This window comes from Sphingobacterium puteale, assembly GCF_003627955.1.
GTDB lineage: Bacteria > Bacteroidota > Bacteroidia > Sphingobacteriales > Sphingobacteriaceae > Sphingobacterium > Sphingobacterium puteale.
This window is the reverse complement of the sequence record NZ_RBWS01000008.1, coordinates 339,609-356,174: the sequence shown is the minus strand read 5'-3', so window position 1 is coordinate 356,174 and position 16,566 is coordinate 339,609. Positions and strand designations below refer to the sequence as shown.

Annotated in this window: 16 protein-coding genes; 9 read left to right on the top strand and 7 right to left on the bottom strand. The window is 39.7% G+C overall.

Annotated features, from left to right (window positions below):
- Positions 1–35: 35 nt before the first annotated feature.
- On the bottom strand, positions 36–2,126 hold the full coding sequence (locus D7322_RS12370; RefSeq protein ID WP_121124504.1) for a S9 family peptidase: 2,091 nt from the start codon (positions 2,124–2,126) through the stop codon (positions 36–38).
- A 300-nt stretch (positions 2,127–2,426) separates the two neighbouring features.
- On the opposite strand from D7322_RS12370, the gene D7322_RS12365 reads away from it, so the two are divergent.
- The 6 genes from D7322_RS12365 (at position 2,427) to D7322_RS12340 (ending at position 8,451) form a co-directional block, all read left to right on the top strand.
- The gene (locus tag D7322_RS12365) at positions 2,427–4,052 is read left to right on the top strand and encodes a S8 family peptidase (protein WP_121124554.1); all 1,626 of its coding nucleotides are present in this window, start codon (positions 2,427–2,429) and stop codon (positions 4,050–4,052) included.
- Positions 4,053–4,134: 82 nt separating this feature from the next.
- Positions 4,135–4,326 (top strand): hypothetical protein, encoded by a 192-nt coding sequence (locus D7322_RS12360; RefSeq protein ID WP_147430391.1) that lies wholly within the window; start codon positions 4,135–4,137, stop codon positions 4,324–4,326.
- A gap of 220 nt (positions 4,327–4,546) precedes the next feature.
- Positions 4,547–5,224: an endonuclease III gene (gene nth / locus D7322_RS12355; RefSeq protein WP_121124502.1), complete on the top strand. Its 678-nt coding sequence runs from the start codon at positions 4,547–4,549 to the stop codon at positions 5,222–5,224.
- Between the two features lie 68 nt (positions 5,225–5,292).
- Entirely contained in the window at positions 5,293–6,318 is a 1,026-nt protein-coding gene (recA, locus tag D7322_RS12350; protein WP_104385174.1) for a recombinase RecA, read from the top strand.
- A gap of 177 nt (positions 6,319–6,495) precedes the next feature.
- A complete protein-coding gene (locus tag D7322_RS12345) occupies positions 6,496–7,263 on the top strand; it encodes an endonuclease/exonuclease/phosphatase family protein (protein ID WP_121124501.1) in 768 nt (255 codons plus the stop codon).
- Positions 7,264–7,269: 6 nt separating this feature from the next.
- Complete coding sequence (locus D7322_RS12340) at positions 7,270–8,451, top strand: metallophosphoesterase family protein (RefSeq protein ID WP_121124500.1); 1,182 nt, start codon at positions 7,270–7,272, stop codon at positions 8,449–8,451.
- A gap of 113 nt (positions 8,452–8,564) precedes the next feature.
- Here D7322_RS12340 and pruA read toward each other — a convergent pair whose 3' ends face one another.
- The 6 genes from pruA to D7322_RS12310 form a co-directional block, all read right to left on the bottom strand.
- Positions 8,565–10,202: an L-glutamate gamma-semialdehyde dehydrogenase gene (gene pruA, locus D7322_RS12335; protein ID WP_121124499.1), complete on the bottom strand. Its 1,638-nt coding sequence runs from the start codon at positions 10,200–10,202 to the stop codon at positions 8,565–8,567.
- Positions 10,203–10,292: 90 nt separating this feature from the next.
- Positions 10,293–10,946: a peptide-methionine (S)-S-oxide reductase MsrA gene (msrA, locus tag D7322_RS12330; protein ID WP_121124498.1), complete on the bottom strand. Its 654-nt coding sequence runs from the start codon at positions 10,944–10,946 to the stop codon at positions 10,293–10,295.
- Positions 10,947–11,192: 246 nt separating this feature from the next.
- Complete coding sequence (locus tag D7322_RS12325) at positions 11,193–11,801, bottom strand: superoxide dismutase (RefSeq protein WP_121124497.1); 609 nt, start codon at positions 11,799–11,801, stop codon at positions 11,193–11,195.
- Positions 11,802–11,902: 101 nt separating this feature from the next.
- Positions 11,903–12,370 carry a nucleoside deaminase gene (locus D7322_RS12320; RefSeq protein ID WP_121124496.1) on the bottom strand — a complete coding sequence of 156 codons (468 nt, stop codon included), beginning with the start codon at positions 12,368–12,370 and terminating at the stop codon, positions 11,903–11,905.
- Positions 12,371–12,379: 9 nt separating this feature from the next.
- Positions 12,380–12,721, bottom strand: coding sequence for a tRNA-binding protein (locus D7322_RS12315; protein ID WP_121124495.1), 342 nt, complete (start codon positions 12,719–12,721; stop codon positions 12,380–12,382).
- Positions 12,718–12,927 (bottom strand): hypothetical protein, encoded by a 210-nt coding sequence (locus tag D7322_RS12310; RefSeq protein WP_121124494.1) that lies wholly within the window; start codon positions 12,925–12,927, stop codon positions 12,718–12,720. The genes D7322_RS12315 and D7322_RS12310 overlap by 4 nt, the downstream gene beginning before the upstream one ends.
- A gap of 88 nt (positions 12,928–13,015) precedes the next feature.
- Between D7322_RS12310 and D7322_RS12305 the strand changes: the two genes are divergently transcribed.
- From D7322_RS12305 to D7322_RS12295, 3 genes are all read left to right on the top strand, one after another.
- Positions 13,016–13,624 carry a porin family protein gene (locus tag D7322_RS12305; protein ID WP_121124493.1) on the top strand — a complete coding sequence of 203 codons (609 nt, stop codon included), beginning with the start codon at positions 13,016–13,018 and terminating at the stop codon, positions 13,622–13,624.
- Between the two features lie 170 nt (positions 13,625–13,794).
- Entirely contained in the window at positions 13,795–14,565 is a 771-nt protein-coding gene (locus D7322_RS12300; protein ID WP_121124492.1) for a succinate dehydrogenase cytochrome b subunit, read from the top strand.
- A 57-nt stretch (positions 14,566–14,622) separates the two neighbouring features.
- Positions 14,623–16,557, top strand: a complete 1,935-nt coding sequence (locus D7322_RS12295) for a fumarate reductase/succinate dehydrogenase flavoprotein subunit (protein ID WP_121124491.1) — start codon at positions 14,623–14,625, stop codon at positions 16,555–16,557.
- Positions 16,558–16,566: the final 9 nt, after the last annotated feature.

Here is a 16,566-nt window from a genome sequence, read left to right as displayed (position 1 = left end):
ATGCCGCTTTTTTATTGTTGTCGTATTATCTCAATTTAGTGGTCGATTCCTTCCAGTTTAAACAAAAAAGCATATTCTAGAGCAATCTCCTTCAAATAGTCAAATCTTCCCGAAGCGCCGCCGTGCCCGTAATCCATATCTGTTTTCAAGAGCAAAACAGACTTACCCGTTTTGGCAGTCCGTAATTTTGCCACCCATTTGGCTGGCTCAAAATATTGAACTTGGCTATCATGTAGCCCAGTGGTAACCAACATATTTGGATATTCTTTCGGTTCAATATTCTCATAAGGTGAATAACTTTTCATATAAAAATACGCATCAGACACGTTGGGATTGCCCCATTCATCATACTCATTCGTCGTCAATGGTATTGTCTCATCCAACATGGTATTCACAACATCTACAAAAGGGACCTGTGCTATTATACCATGGTATTGCGCGGCAGCAATATTCGCAACAACCCCCATCAATAATCCACCTGCGCTTCCTCCCTGTGCATAAAGGTGGGCCGGAGAAGTGTAGCCCTGTTCAATAAGGTGCCGCCCACAATCCACAAAATCATTAAAAGTATTCATTTTATGCATCATTTTCCCATCCTCATACCATTGACGCCCCATTTCTTCGCCACCACGGATATGTGCCAGTGCATAAATAAATCCACGGTCTAATAAACTCAAGCGATTGCTGGAAAAACTAGGATCCATCGATGCACCATAGGAACCATAGGCATACTGTAATAACGGTGCTGTGCCATCTAATTTGGCCCCTTTCTTATAAACGAGAGAAATAGGCACTTTTACACCATCCCTCACGGAGGCATAGATACGTTCAGTCTTATAGGCTGTCCGGTCATAGCCGCCCAGAACTTCCTGCTGCTTTAGCAATACTTTGCTCCGATCCCGCATGTTATATTCGTAGACGGAACTTGGCGTCACCAAAGAAGTATAACCATAACGCAGACTTTCCGTATTATATTCGACATTGATCCCCGGATATACCGTATAGGCCACCTCTCCAAAATCCAAATAATGCTGCTCCTGACTGCCCAGATTATAGATCGCCAACTGAGTCAATCCATCTTTTCGTTCAGCTATTGCCAAAAAAGACTTAAACTCTTCGATGTCACTCACCAGCACATCTGGACGATGTGCCAAGAAAGTAGTCCAATGTTCAAGCCCCGTTTTGTCCAGCGGACATTGCATCACCCGGAAGTTAATGGCTTCATCATTGGTCAGTATCAAAAAGCGATCTTCCAAAGGAACTACGGTATAAAGCACGTCATTCCGGCGTGGCTGAAAGACCTTAAAATCATCATTGGGAAGATCGGCATCCAACAACCATATCTCGGAGGATAGGGTACTTTCGGAACTGATGATAATGTATTTACCATTTTTTGATTTACCGACCGCGATGTAGTTTGTATTATCTCTTTCTTCATAAACACATACATCTGCTGAAACGTCCGTGCCCAATGAATGCCGCATAATTTTTTCACTCAGCAATGTCACCGGGTTTTTAGCTGTATAAAACAGTGTCTGGTTATCATTCCCCCAGATTGCAGTACCTTCCGTATTAGCAATCCGGTCAGGGTAAATCTCACCTGACTCCAGATTTTTGATGTATATTGTATATTCCCTTCTGGAAACCGTATCCACACTAAAAGCTAGCAAACGATTGTCTGGACTAATTGAAAACCCCTTAGCAGTGTAATAGGCATATCCTTCCGCTAGGTTGTCAATATCCAATAATAATTCTTCGTCGGCATCCAAACTACCCTTCCTGCGGCAAAACTTAAAATATTGATAGCCCTCCTCAGTTCTGCTGTAATAATAGTAACCGTTCTTAAAGTAAGGTACGGACACATCCTTTTCCTTGATGCGGGATTTCATTTCGCGGAATAAATCTTCCTGAAAAGATTCCGTATCTTTTAGCATTGCTGTGGTATAGGCGTTTTCTTCGTTCAGATAATTGATCACCGCCTCCGATCTGGGGCCCTTTTTAAAATAGTCAATCATCCAGTAATAGTTATCCACGACGGTATCACCATGAATCTGTCTTTTATATGGATATGTTGCAGCTATCGGCGCTGAAACTTCCGGCCATTGTACATTTTTGTTATCTTGCATATATGCTATAAATTCGCTAAATATCGTCTTCTAATTTAAAAAACCACTTATTATGTTTTTGTTCCTCATAATCGCGCGATCTCCCAAAGGAATTCAATTTAACGCATTTATTTAAACATATCAAAACGATATTTTAAATACGGCCGATTGGTTTTAGTCCGTCCTATGATTTTTCATATTTCGCAATACGTATCCTTGTGATCTATCCCATTAAGAGCACGAAAAGTCACTTTTAATAAAAATTAACAATTCATCAGAAGCATTAATACTATCTTTGCTACAATGCTAGGAGAAAATTTTATGAATTTAAAGAAATCATTATATCTGATTGCCCTAGGTGTGCTGCCGGTAATCTCGTTTGCTCAAAGTGAATCTGTACCTCCAAATTGGTATAACTTGGATTACCACACGGATGGTGTCATGGGAATCAGTACGGAGAAAGCCTATAAAACTTTATTAAAGGGGAAAAAATCAACACCTGTCATTGTTGGCGTTTTGGACGGTGGCGTGGATGTCTTTCACGAGGATCTGAAGGATGTCATTTGGATCAATCCAAAGGACAGTCTTACCAATGGGAAGGATAATGACGGTAACGGCTATATCAATGACAAGTATGGCTGGAACTTTATTGGCAATGCCGATGGGAAGGACGTTCAATTTGACAACCTAGAACTTACGAGACAATTAAGGATTTTAGATAAAAGATTTGCAGGTGTCACCCCTACGACTGAACTGAATGAAGCTGACAGGAAAGCTTTTTTGGCCTATCAAAAGATGGTGGTCAAATACAAGAACAAGTTGGAAGAAGCCAAAATGGGGCAATTTTCTTATGATGCCCTTAAACGCAACCTAGACGCCGTGGTCCGTGAAATAGGTAAAAGACCAGCGGAAATTACATTGACCGATCTAGAGAACTTCAACCCAAAATCGAATAATCAACGTATCGCACTCAGTTATGCGAAAGATGAGATTCAAACCAATGGTTTTGTCAAGTTTTTTGATGATATCACGGAGGGTGCAAAATATTTCAACAATCAGGTGGAATACCATTTGAACAAGGAATACGATTCCCGTCCCATTGTTGGCGACAATTATGAGGATGCCTCCGAACGTTATTACGGAAATGCGGACGTAAAGGGTCCTGATGCACTTCATGGCAGCCATGTAGCCGGTATTATTGGCGCCAGTCGCAACAACAACATTGGCATCAATGGCGTTGCAGACAATGTCAAAATTTTAGCTGTACGTTTGGTTCCGGACGGTGATGAACGTGACAAAGATGTCGCAAATGCAATCCGTTATGCAGTAGACAATGGCGCAAAGGTGCTCAATATGAGTTTCGGAAAAAGTTATGCACACAACAAGCAAACCGTGGATGAGGCTGTTAAATATGCCGAGTCCAAAGATGTGTTGATGGTGCATGCAGCAGGGAACGACAGCGAGGATAATGACGTGGAACCAAATTTTCCGATGAAATACTACACCGATACAAAGGGAGATACTACCGGTATCGCAAACAACTGGATCACCGTGGGTGCAACGGGCTTATATCCGGACAACACGCTTTTAGCCGATTTCTCCAATTATGGCAAAAATTCAGTTGATGTGTTTGCTCCCGGTGTGCAGATCAATTCCACTATTCCAGATTCACAGTATAAAGAAGAACAAGGAACAAGTATGGCTGCTCCTGTAGTCGCCGGATTGGCAGCTATGATACGCTCCTACTATCCGAATCTCTCAGCTGTGGAAACCAAACAGGTCATTTTGGAATCTGTCGAAAAACCGGTGGGGATGGTTCAGATCAAGGTAAGTGAAGATACAACAAAAATGGTCAAATTAGCAGATATCTCTGTCACCGGAGGAATCGTTAATGCATATAATGCGATTCTTAAAGCTGAAGAATTTAGTAGTAAAAAGAAAAAATAAATATTATTCTCGTTTTTGTATACCAAAATCATCTTTTGTCCGTTTAATTAATTAACTTACAGGGACAAAACTCAAGATGCTTATGGTAGAAAACTTTACCCAATCAGAAAACGAAGTTCAAAATTTGCTAACCCAAAACGAGAAGGTAATGACTGACGAGGATATAGAAAATGAATTGAAACTTCAATTACCCAAAATGTTGCTTAATCCAAGCAAAAGATGTATTGCGAATATCATGGAATATTCCAAACAAATGGAAAAAAGAAAGGCCTAATCCAAAGATTAGGCCTTATTTATTGAAATAATATCAGCTTTCCTCCTTCCTATTATCTAAGCAGGTAAATGCCACTGCCACTTTACTAAAATACCCGATAGATTTCAAGCCGCGCGCCTATTGTCGCAATCCATGTGTATTCCATATTAATCTGCTCGGTGAGCCGTATGTAAGCGTTAAGTTTTCTTTTTTGATAGAAATTTTGGCTAGTTTTGGAGTGATGTTAAAACAAGAACGATACAAAGCTTTTGTGGAATATTTTTCCAAAAATAATCCGGATGCGCAGACAGAACTCAACTATAGTAATCCGTATGAATTGCTTGTTGCTGTTATTCTATCTGCCCAATGTACAGACAAGAGAATCAATCAAATTACGCCAAAGCTATTCGAACGTTACCCCGATGCGTATAGTTTGGCAGCTTCCAGTGTGGATGAGGTATTTAGCTATATCCGCTCCGTAAGCTATCCAAATAACAAGGCCAAACATCTGGTCGGAATGGCCCAAATGCTTATTGAAAAATTTGACAATGTCGTTCCCGAGCAGATTGAAGATTTGGTCAAGCTGCCCGGGGTAGGTAGAAAAACTGCCAATGTCATTTCCTCCGTTGTCTATCATAACCCAGCAATGGCTGTAGACACGCATGTGTTTCGTGTGGCTAACCGACTTGGGCTCACCTATCGTGCGACAACCCCCTTGGCTGTAGAGAAACAGTTAGTTAAAAATCTCCCAAAAGAGACCATTGCCGTTGCGCACCATTGGTTGATCTTGCATGGACGATATATTTGTCTGGCCCGAAAACCCCTTTGTGAAAAATGCCCGATCACCTATATGTGTAAATACTTCGAGAAGACCCATCACATAAAGAGTGCTCCAAGCACGATAGAAATAAAAAACTAATTTTTTTAGTGAATAATAGTTGGTTTATTCTTTTTTATTTTTAATTTTGATAAATATATACTAAAAATATGAGCAACACAGATAAATTAAAAGCGTTACAACTGACGTTAGATAAATTGGAAAAGAACTTTGGAAAAGGTTCTATTATGAAATTAGGAGATACAGCTGTTGAGCCTATCGAGGCAATTTCTACAGGATCCTTAGGTTTGGATATCGCTTTAGGAATTGGCGGTGTTCCAAAAGGACGTATCATTGAAATATATGGACCTGAATCTTCGGGTAAAACAACATTAGCAACACACATTGTTGCTGAAGCACAGAAAAAAGGCGGTATTGCAGCAATTATTGATGCTGAACACGCTTTTGATAAATATTACGCACAAAAGCTTGGTGTTGATGTTGAAAACTTATTAATTTCTCAACCTGATAATGGTGAGCAGGGCTTAGAAATTGCTGACAATTTAATCCGTTCTGGTGCAATTGATGTCATTGTTATTGACTCTGTAGCGGCATTAGTACCTAAAGGTGAGATTGAAGGTGAAATGGGTGATTCAAAAATGGGGCTTCAAGCCCGTTTAATGTCTCAAGCTTTACGTAAGTTGACCGGAACAATTTCAAAAACAAACTGTTGCTGTATTTTCATCAACCAATTGCGTGAAAAAATTGGTGTGATGTTCGGTAACCCTGAAACAACAACAGGTGGTAACGCATTGAAGTTCTATGCTTCTGTACGTTTGGATATCCGTCGTACATCACAGATTAAAGATTCTGATGAGGTATCCGGTAACCGTGTAAAAGTTAAAATTGTAAAAAATAAAGTAGCACCTCCTTTCCGTATTGCAGAGTTTGATATCATCTTTGGTGAAGGTATCTCAAAAGTCGGTGAAATCATTGACTTAGGTGTTGAATATGGCATCATTAAAAAAGCAGGTTCTTGGTTTAGCTATGGTGAAACCAAATTAGGACAAGGTAGAGATGCTGTAAAAGCCTTATTGTTTGACAATCCAGATCTAATGGATGAACTTGAGGCAAAAATCCGTACTGAAGTAACAGGAGAAGATCCTATGCTTCATGTAGAAGAAAATGAAGACTAGTTGCTGTAAAAATTAGTATAATGTAGGTAGCCATCCTTTTGGGGATGGCTATTTTTGTTTTGTTTAAATGATTATTTTGTTACATGCCCAAAGTTTTGAGTTTGTACGCTATGATTTTAGTATTTTTAGCGGAGTGAACATAAATCGCTGACATCATTCTAAACTTAACTTTGAAAAATGAACCGTAAGCTAATTGCATTTCTTTTAATCCTTTTTGGATCAGTATTCCATCTCAGTGCACAAAAAATCCGCGTACTTTCTTTCAATATTCATCATGGCAATCCACCCGCAGAAAAGGAATCTGTTGTCAATCTCGATACCATCGCTCATATTATTAAAAACAGTAATGTAGACCTTGTAGGGTTGCAGGAAATTGATGTCAACCAAGGGCGCTCCTATAACGAGGATCAAGCCAAAAGATTAGCTGAACTAACAGGAATGCATTACATTTTTTCAAAAGGAATAGACCTTGAAAAAGGTGAATATGGCACAGCAATATTATCGAAACATCCGATAGAACGTGTAGAAAAACATTTTCTACCTTCTCCCGTCGAAAGCGAACGTCGAAGCTTATCCATTGTTGAAGTGCGTATCAACAATAAGAAGATCTTATTTGCGAACACCCACCTGGATCTAAAAGACAAAAACAAAATCGCACAAGCAAAATTCATTACATCCCGTTTCAAAAATGAAAAGCTACCGACGGTCCTGGTCGGCGATTTAAACTCCGAACCCACTGATCCTGCAATCGTAGAACTTGGTAAAATATTCACAAAAACGACGGGCCAAAATGGCTTAACTTTTCCACAAGATAAGCCTAATACCGAAATAGACTATATTATGGTCAATACTTCATCACATCCGAAATTCTTCAACCACCGTGTCCTTGAAGAGAAATATGCGAGCGACCATCGACCATTATATGTTGAAATCGAAATTAAATAACCGATTATGAATTTTAATAGAAGAAGATTTTTAGAAGCGCTAGCATTGGCAGGAATTACATTGCCCAATATCGGCGTCGCTAAAGAAAAAGAAACAGAAAATCCGGAAGGAGATTTTAGTTTTATAGTACCCGCTTATTTACAGAATCAGACGGAGAAAGGAATCAGCATCTTTACGATCTTGAGCAAACCAGCTATAGCTTGGCTGGAAATCCTTGATAGTGCAGGTAATGTACAGCAAACGATCCACCAATCCGAAGATGGTATGATTAATGCAAATACAGATTTCTTTCATTTTACTGTCGAAGAGGCTCCTCGATCATTCCGCTATCGCATCAAAGCGAAAGAAATTCAAAAATTTGATCCCTATAAGATCGTCTATGCGCAAGAAATCGAAACGCCAATCTTTAAGGCCAAGCTGGCAAAAAATAATCAAGAACAAATCCGTTGTCTGGTCTATAATGATGTCCATGAAGAAAAAAGTAGTTATCGTGATCTTGTACCCAATCATGACATCTCAATCTATGACTTCTTTGTTTTGAATGGAGATTCTTTTCATTATGTGACCAACCAAGAGGATATTACCGAGAAATTACTAAAGCCGATCGAATTTTTCGCTACTGAGAAACCCTTTATTATGAACCGTGGGAATCATGAAACAAGAGGTTCCTTCGCGCGCAATTTCAAACGGTATTTCGCTTATCCCAACAATAGATACTACCAAGCGTTCAAAAGGGGACCTATTTTTTGGATTATGCTAGATAGTGGTGAGGATAAACCTGACAGCCATGAGGTATATGCGGGTACTGTAGATTACGACAATTACAGAAAAGAACAGGCGAAGTGGTTGGAAACCGAATTACAATCCAAAGAAAGAAAGTCGGCCCAGCATACAGTGGTTATCAGCCATATCCCTATATTCCATTCAGACGAATGGCATGGTACATTGCACAACCGGGAATGCTTCCATCCTTTGTTTCAGAAATACAAAATAGATGCAATGGTCTCTGGCCATACACATCAATATGGATACTATCCGGCAGATAAGGACCACAATTACCCCGTATTTATAGGCGGTGGCCCAAAAGCTGGAAAAAGGACCGTTATCGATATTTCGGGATCTGCCAAATCACTGGCTATCCGGATGACCCGAGACGATGGAACTGAACTGGGACAGTTTAAAAAATAACAAAGGCACTCCACATAGCGGAGTGCCTTTGTTATGTTGAATGTATCCGCTATCGTCGATAGAGCTTACAAGCAAGCTACGCATAACCGTTCGTGCAGGATAATTCGATTATTTTATTCGCCTTTTTCTAAGAAAGGGTATCTGTAATCTGTATCTGGATTGAAGGTTTCTTTGATTGTACGTGGAGATACCCAACGCAATAAGTTGATCATAGATCCAGCTTTGTCGTTTGTACCTGAACCTCTCGCCCCACCAAATGGTTGTTGTCCTACTACGGCACCGGTACATTTATCATTCACATAGAAATTACCCGCTGCATGTCTTAATTTATCAGTAGCTAAATTAATGGCATAGCGATCTTGTGCGATAATTGAACCAGTCAATGCATAGATCGAAGTTGTATCAACGATATCCAATGTTTCCTCAAACTTAGCATCTTCATAAACATATACGGTCAATACAGGACCGAACAATTCTTCGACCATTGTTTCGTAATCTGGCTTTGAAGCTTCAATGATCGTCGGGTGAATGAAATAGCCTTTGGACTTATCATAAGTACCACCAACTACGATCTCTGCCTCATTGGATTCTTTCGCACGGTCAATGTATTTCGCCAATTTATCAAATGATTTCTCGTCGATAACAGCATTGATAAAGTTTGTAAAATCTTCAGTTCCACCAATTGTAAATGACTTCACATCAGCAGTCATTGACTCTTTCAATGCTGGCCATAATGATTTAGGAATATATGCACGTGAGGCTGCTGAACATTTTTGACCTTGATATTCAAATGCTCCACGAACCAAAGCTGTATTTGCCGCTTTTAGATCAGCCGAAGGGTGTACAACAATAAAATCCTTACCGCCTGTCTCACCGACGATACGTGGATAAGTTTTATAACGGTGAATATTATCGCCGATAGTTTTCCAGATATCCTGGAATACACCTGTTGAACCTGTAAAGTGGATCCCGGCGAAATCAGGATGTTGGAAAATCACATCACCAGCATCCGGTCCCGAAACATAAACTAAGTTGATGACACCATCAGGAAGCCCGGCTTCACGGAAGATTTTCATCAGCACATTTGCAGAATAGATTTGTGTATTGGATGGTTTCCATACCACAACATTTCCCATCATCGCAACACAAGATGGCAAGTTACCTGCAATCGCAGTAAAATTGAATGGCGTCAATGCAAACACAAACCCTTCAAGAGGACGTTGTTCAACACGGTTCCACACACCTTTTCCCGATACTGGAGGTTGTTGTTTATAGATTTCACTCATGTATTGTACATTGAAACGCAAGAAATCCACAATCTCACAAGCGGAGTCAATTTCAGCTTGATATGGGTTCTTTGACTGACCCAACATTGTTGCTGCATTTAACTCATAACGGTATTTTCCTGAAATCAATTCAGCCGCTTTCAAGAATACTGCCGCACGATCTTCCCATGCTAGATTTTCCCAATCATTTTTAGCCGACAAAGCGGCATTGATTGCGTCTGTTACATGAGATTTGTCGCCTTGATTGTATTGACCTAAGCTATGTTGATGGTCATGTGGAGGAGCTATAGTTACTTTTTTTGAAGTAGTGATTTCTTTACCGCCAATATACATTGGGATATCGATTTGTTTCGAACGTGCCTCATCAATTGCTGCTTTCAACAATTTACGTTCTTTCGTTCCAACAGCGTAAGTATACACCGGTTCATTGGCAGGAACAGGAACTGTAAAAAATCCTTTAGACATATTACAATTATTTATTATTCAACTTTTTAGAATCACACTAAATGATGCTAACAAGAGTAAAATTACCTTAAATTTTACGAATACCCAAAGTTACTCCCCCTCTTTAAGCACCTTGGAAAAGATACGTTTAAATTTTTCCAATTTCGGTTTAATGACCAATTGGCAATAAGGTTCCTTACCATTTAAGCGATAATAATCTTGATGATAGCTCTCTGCCGGATAGAATACCACTGCTGGCATAACCTCAGTTACAATCGGTTCGTTATAAACTTTCTCCTTATTTAGAGCCGCGATATAAAACTGTACTTTATCCAGCTGCTCCTTGCTATGAACAAATATAGCTGAGCGGTATTGCGTCCCCACATCATTCCCCTGACGGTTGAGTTGCGTGGGATCGTGTGCGACAAAAAAGGCCTCCAATAGTTTATCGTAACTGATCACATTCGGATCAAAAATAATATTGGTCGCTTCGGCATGTCCCGTATTACCTGTACAGACCTGAGCATAGCTGGGATTAGCTACCCACCCACCTGTATATCCGGAAACTACTTGCTGCACACCTTTCAACGCCTTAAATTGAGCTTCGGTACACCAAAAACAACCTGCAGCAAATGTAGCTGTATCAGGGTTGGCCGTATTTTTTGCGGGCAATTTAGAAAAGTCCGTTTTCTTTGATTGTTTTTCCTGCCCCTGACAGGAAGTAAAGACAAAAAGTGCCACTAAAATTATATAAAGATTTTTCATGTATTTAATTGTCAATTTGTTTGTCCAGGCTACAAACCGTTCTTGCTTTCAACTAGACTTCGTACAAATGCAGGTAATACAAAAAATGGGCTCAGTTCACTGAAACAAAACCTTCATGATTTGGAAGGCCAACACCGTTGAAAGCAAACTGAAAGTTCTCTCTCGCCAATAATATCAGACACTTTCAAAAAAAAAGCGACAATAAATTAAATTGTCGCTTCTTCTTGTACCTATTTAAATGATCAATTATTTTGCTGCAGCATAATTCTGTGCTACGGCATCCCAATTGATAACATTAAAGATTTCTTCCAAATAAGCCGGACGTTTATTTTGGAATTTCAAGTAATACGCATGTTCCCAAACGTCAATACCTAAAACTGGTGTTCCTTTTACCTCTGCTACATCCATCAATGGATTGTCTTGATTCGGAGTCGAAGTCACCGCCAATTTGCCGTCTGCGCCAACGATTAACCATGCCCAACCTGATCCAAAACGTGTAGCACCAGCAGCCTGCAGTTGTTTTTTCAACTCGTCAAATGAACCGAAAGTAGCATTGATCGCCTCTGCCAATTCACCTGTAGGAGCTCCGCCAGTATTTGGACCTAAAACTTTCCAAAACAAAGAGTGGTTGAAATGACCACCACCATTGTTACGAACAGCTGCTGAATATTTGCTCACATTCTTGATGATATCTAATAAAGAGAGGTTTTCTGCATCTGTTCCTGCGATAGCTTTATTTAAGTTGTCCACGTATGCCTGATGGTGTCTGTCATGGTGGATTTCCATTGTAGTCTTGTCAATATGCGGTTCTAATGCGTCGGCTGCGTATGGTAACGCTTCTAATTCAAATGCCATATCTATTTTAATTTAAATGTTTATTACTTCGTTTATATATACAAATATAACACAATATAGCCTGTTATGTTTTTATGTGTTACAATAAATTCAATATTTCGTTAGCGTTTTTGACGAAAAAATGATTTTACCAAATCGGCACATTCCTCCTGTAAAACACCTTGGGTAACGACAGTTTTCGGATGTAAAATCTTATCGTGAAAATGAGAATAACCTCGCTTTTCATCCTTGGCCCCATAGACAATTTTACTGATATGTGTCCAGTAAGCCGCTCCAGCACACATGATGCAGGGTTCAATAGTCACGTACAATGTACAATCGTTCAGATATTTTCCACCAAGATAGTTTGCTGCTGCTGTAAAGGCCTGCATTTCGGCATGAGCAGTGACATCATTCAAGCGTTGGGTAAGATTATGCCCTTTACCAATGATGCGCCCCTTATGTACGATAACTGCGCCAATAGGAACCTCCCCTTCTTCAAAAGCTTTTTTCGCCTCATTTAATGCCATCCGCATAAATGATTCATCGCTATCCATTAACTGTGTTCCTTCAAAATCTATAAATGTCATGCCACAAACTTAACTAAGTTTCGATCCATTTGGTAATTTCCTGTCTACGGTAGTCAAAATAATATCTCCACGCTCATCAGCAAATCCTGTCACCAAACATTCGGAGAAAAAATTGGCGATCTGTTTCTTTGGGAAATTCACGACTGCAACAATCTGTTTTCCGATCAGTTCTTCCTTACTGTAATGTGCTGTTATCTGGGCGCTACTTTGTAATATTCCGATTTCGTTTCCAAAATCAATTTTCAGTTGATAAGCTGGTTTTTTCGCTTTCGGGAAATCCTTTGCATCCAAAATGGTTCCGACCCGTAAATCTACTTTTTCAAAATCTGTCCAGCTGATGCTGTCACTCATAACCTATTGCTATTAATGTCCTGAATTTCCTTACCAATTGTAAATATAATATAAGAGGGCTTGCGTCGTAAACGCGAAGCGAGTTTATGAATCAATTTATCCTCTTCACCTGCTTGAAAAGCTAAATCTTCGTCGCTTAAATGATTGTACTTGCGACGGAGTTTTTCTTTGGCAACCAGCCATTGTTCTTCGTTAATTTTCAGCATAACTATGATTTAGGTACAAAATTTGTATATCTTTACCAAACTTGTGAAAGTTTGTTTAAAGATACAATATATACATAAATAAAAGATTATGAAAAAGATTTTACCAGCATTACTCTTGATTTGTGGTAGCGTAGCAACGGCACAAGCGCAGCTTCTCCCCGGATTTGAGGTAGGTTTAAAAGGAGGATTGAACTTCTCCAAGCTTAAAAGCGATGGCAAATATTTCAATTCAGACAATAAAGCGGGTTATCAGGCAGGTCTTTATGGACGTGTTGGTGTCTTGGGATTCCACGTTCAACCTGAGGTTTATATAACAGGTAAAAACACAACAGTAAAAGGTCAAGGGGAAGACGGTTCTTCTACAACTACCGATGTTAAATTTACAACGGTCGATGTTCCTGTATTATTGGGCAAACGTTTTGGTTTGGGCCCAATTGGAGCGAGAATTCAGACTGGTCCGATATTTTCATTCAAAGTTGACGATAATCAACCTAAGGTGATTGACCAGTTGAATCCAAATAACTACAAAAAAAGCGGTACTTCCTGGGCTTTCGGTGTCGGTGCTGATATCTCAAGTTTACGTGTAGATGTACGATACGAAATGGGCTTGAACAAAGTTAACAACGAAAGTCAGGCAAATCCAAAAATCAACATGTGGAGCATCGGTTTGGGGTATAGATTATTCAGTATCCTATAAGTCATTAGCAACGTTTCACTCTTATTAAAAAGTCCGTTTTTATCCAAAACGGACTTTTTATTTTAAGAAACTTTAGAACCGTTCTAAATTATTCCTTTTTCTTGTCAAAATGGTATCATATTTAATAGCAAATAGTAGATTTGCCTAATTAAAATTAAATTACAAGCATAATGAGTAAATCAAAGCCAGTTTTCAGTTCTTCGATTGGGAAGAAGCTAATCATGAGCTTAACAGGAATCTTCCTATGTTTATTCCTAGTTGTTCACTTGGTTGGTAACTTGCAATTATTTAAAGATGATGCGGGTCTAGCGTTCAACAAGTACGCTTATTTCATGACTCACTTTACACCAATCAAAGTTGTTTCTTACTTATTGTACGCTTCGGTAATCGTTCACGTCATCTACGCCATTACATTGTCGATGAAAAACAAAGCCGCCCGTCCCATTGGTTATGCCAAATACGATGGTCAAGCAAACAGTAAATGGAATTCACGCAACATGGGTATCTTAGGTACTGTCATTTTAGTATTTTTAGCTACACACATGTCTAATTTTTGGTGGAAGTTTCACAATGATCAGGTACCTTACATCGAATACCGTACTGATTTGGCAACTGGACAGACAACAGCTAGAGAACTTCAAGCTTCTGAATTCCACGATTACCAAGAAACGGTAGAAAACAATGTTCAAATCTTAAAAGCAAGAGATTTGTATAAACAAGTTGACTTTGCCTTCAAAAATGTGGCTTTAGTTGCTTTGTACGTTATTGCCATGGCGGCTTTGGCATTCCACTTAATTCATGGTTTCCAATCTGCATTCCAAACTTTAGGTTTTAACCACAGAAGATACATTGGAATTATCAGAGCAATCGGAGTTTGGGTATTTGGGGTATTAATTCCAATTGGCTTTGCAATAATGCCATTGTTTTTCTTCTTTAAATAATTCAGAATCTTTTAAGGTGGGGCTTAGGCCTTATCGTTCAATATAAAATTAAGAGATATGTTAGATTCAAAAGTACCAGCGGGCCCATTAGCCCAAAAGTGGTCAAATCATAAATTTAATCTTAAGTTGGTTAACCCTGCTAACAAACGTAAATTTACCGTTATCGTTGTTGGTACAGGACTTGCTGGTGCATCTGCAGCAGCATCTTTAGCTGAGTTAGGATACAATGTAATTACCTTCTGTTACCAAGATTCACCTCGTCGTGCGCACTCCATTGCGGCACAAGGTGGTATCAATGCGGCAAAGAGCTACCAAAATGATGGTGACTCTGTCTTCCGTTTATTCTACGACACAATCAAAGGTGGTGACTACCGTTCACGCGAGGCAAACGTTTATCGTTTGGCCGAAGTATCTGTGAACATCATCGACCAATGTGTTGCTCAAGGGGTTCCTTTTGCACGTGAATATGGTGGCTTATTGGACAATCGTTCTTTTGGTGGTGCTCAAGTAAGCCGTACATTTTATGCACGTGGTCAAACTGGACAACAATTATTGCTTGGCGCCTATTCAGCATTGAACCGTCAAATCAAAAAAGGAAAAGTAAAATCGTATACACGTCATGAGATGTTGGATTTGGTCATGATCGATGGTCATGCCAAAGGTATCGTAACTCGTGACTTGGTATCTGGAAAAATCGAAACACATGCAGCGCATGCGGTATTGATGTGTACTGGTGGTTATGGTAACGTCTTCTTCCTTTCTACAAATGCAATGGGATGTAATGTTACAGCAGCATGGAGAGCGCACAAACGCGGAGCTTACTTCGCTAACCCTTGTTATACACAGATTCACCCAACTTGTATTCCTGTCACTGGAGATCACCAATCGAAATTGACCTTGATGTCCGAGTCTTTGCGTAACGATGGCCGTGTATGGGTTCCTAAGACGAAAGAGATGGCTGAAAAATTACGTAAAGGTGAAATCAAAGCCAACGACATCAAAGAAGATGACAGAGATTACTTCCTAGAACGTAAATATCCATCCTTCGGTAACCTTGTACCACGTGACGTAGCGTCCCGTAATGCCAAAGAAGCTGTTGATGATGGTCGTGGAGTCGGTAAAACTGGTTTCGCGGTATTCTTGGATTTCAAAGAAGCTATTGGCCGTTTAGGAGAAGATGCTGTACGTGCTAAATACGGTAACCTATTTGACATGTACTACCAGATCACTGACGAGAATCCTTATAAACAACCAATGCGTATCTATCCAGCTGTTCACTATACCATGGGTGGTGTATGGGTGGATTACAACTTGATGACAACAATCCCGGGTTTGTATGCATTAGGTGAGTGTAACTTCTCTGACCACGGTGCAAACCGCTTAGGTGCTTCGGCATTGATGCAAGGTCTTGCAGATGGTTATTTCGTAATTCCTTACACTGTGGGTGATTACCTTGCTAAACTAGGTTCTTTCGCACCAGTAGATCATAGCCACCCAGCTTTCGAGTCCACACGTAAAGAAGTTGAAGAGAAAATCAACAAATTGTTGTCTTTAAATGGAACACAAACAGTTGATGATATCCACAAAAAATTAGGTCACATTATGTGGGAATACTGTGGTATGGCTCGTACAGCTGAAGGACTACAAAAAGCTCAGGGTTTGATTCAAGAGTTGAAAAAAGAATTCTGGACTAACGTTAAGGTCCTTGGAGAAAACGAAGAATTAAATCTTTCTTTAGAAAAAGCTGGTCGCGTCGCTGACTTCTTAGAATTGGGAGAGTTAATGGTTGTTGATGCATTACAACGCGCTGAGTCTTGTGGTGGTCACTTCCGTCTGGAAAGCCAAACTGAAGAAGGTGAAGCAAAACGTAATGACGAGGAGTTCGCATACGTATCTGCTTGGGAATACAAAGGTGAAAATGTGCCAGAGCAATTGCACAAGGAAGACTTGGTATTCGAGAACGTTCAGTTAACACAAAGAAGTTATAAATAAGAAAGAAAA

What these genes read in the sequence shown, in the direction of transcription:
- D7322_RS12370 (WP_121124504.1), bottom strand. Translation starts at nt 2,126, where the DNA reads ATGCAAGATAACAAAAATGTACAATGGCCGGAAGTTTCAGCGCCGATA.
- D7322_RS12365 (WP_121124554.1), top strand. Translation starts at nt 2,427, where the DNA reads ATGAATTTAAAGAAATCATTATATCTGATTGCCCTAGGTGTGCTGCCG.
- D7322_RS12360 (WP_147430391.1), top strand. Translation starts at nt 4,135, where the DNA reads ATGGTAGAAAACTTTACCCAATCAGAAAACGAAGTTCAAAATTTGCTA.
- nth (WP_121124502.1), top strand. Translation starts at nt 4,547, where the DNA reads ATGTTAAAACAAGAACGATACAAAGCTTTTGTGGAATATTTTTCCAAA.
- recA (WP_104385174.1), top strand. Translation starts at nt 5,293, where the DNA reads ATGAGCAACACAGATAAATTAAAAGCGTTACAACTGACGTTAGATAAA.
- D7322_RS12345 (WP_121124501.1), top strand. Translation starts at nt 6,496, where the DNA reads ATGAACCGTAAGCTAATTGCATTTCTTTTAATCCTTTTTGGATCAGTA.
- D7322_RS12340 (WP_121124500.1), top strand. Translation starts at nt 7,270, where the DNA reads ATGAATTTTAATAGAAGAAGATTTTTAGAAGCGCTAGCATTGGCAGGA.
- pruA (WP_121124499.1), bottom strand. Translation starts at nt 10,202, where the DNA reads ATGTCTAAAGGATTTTTTACAGTTCCTGTTCCTGCCAATGAACCGGTG.
- msrA (WP_121124498.1), bottom strand. Translation starts at nt 10,946, where the DNA reads ATGAAAAATCTTTATATAATTTTAGTGGCACTTTTTGTCTTTACTTCC.
- D7322_RS12325 (WP_121124497.1), bottom strand. Translation starts at nt 11,801, where the DNA reads ATGGCATTTGAATTAGAAGCGTTACCATACGCAGCCGACGCATTAGAA.
- D7322_RS12320 (WP_121124496.1), bottom strand. Translation starts at nt 12,370, where the DNA reads ATGACATTTATAGATTTTGAAGGAACACAGTTAATGGATAGCGATGAA.
- D7322_RS12315 (WP_121124495.1), bottom strand. Translation starts at nt 12,721, where the DNA reads ATGAGTGACAGCATCAGCTGGACAGATTTTGAAAAAGTAGATTTACGG.
- D7322_RS12310 (WP_121124494.1), bottom strand. Translation starts at nt 12,927, where the DNA reads ATGCTGAAAATTAACGAAGAACAATGGCTGGTTGCCAAAGAAAAACTC.
- D7322_RS12305 (WP_121124493.1), top strand. Translation starts at nt 13,016, where the DNA reads ATGAAAAAGATTTTACCAGCATTACTCTTGATTTGTGGTAGCGTAGCA.
- D7322_RS12300 (WP_121124492.1), top strand. Translation starts at nt 13,795, where the DNA reads ATGAGTAAATCAAAGCCAGTTTTCAGTTCTTCGATTGGGAAGAAGCTA.
- D7322_RS12295 (WP_121124491.1), top strand. Translation starts at nt 14,623, where the DNA reads ATGTTAGATTCAAAAGTACCAGCGGGCCCATTAGCCCAAAAGTGGTCA.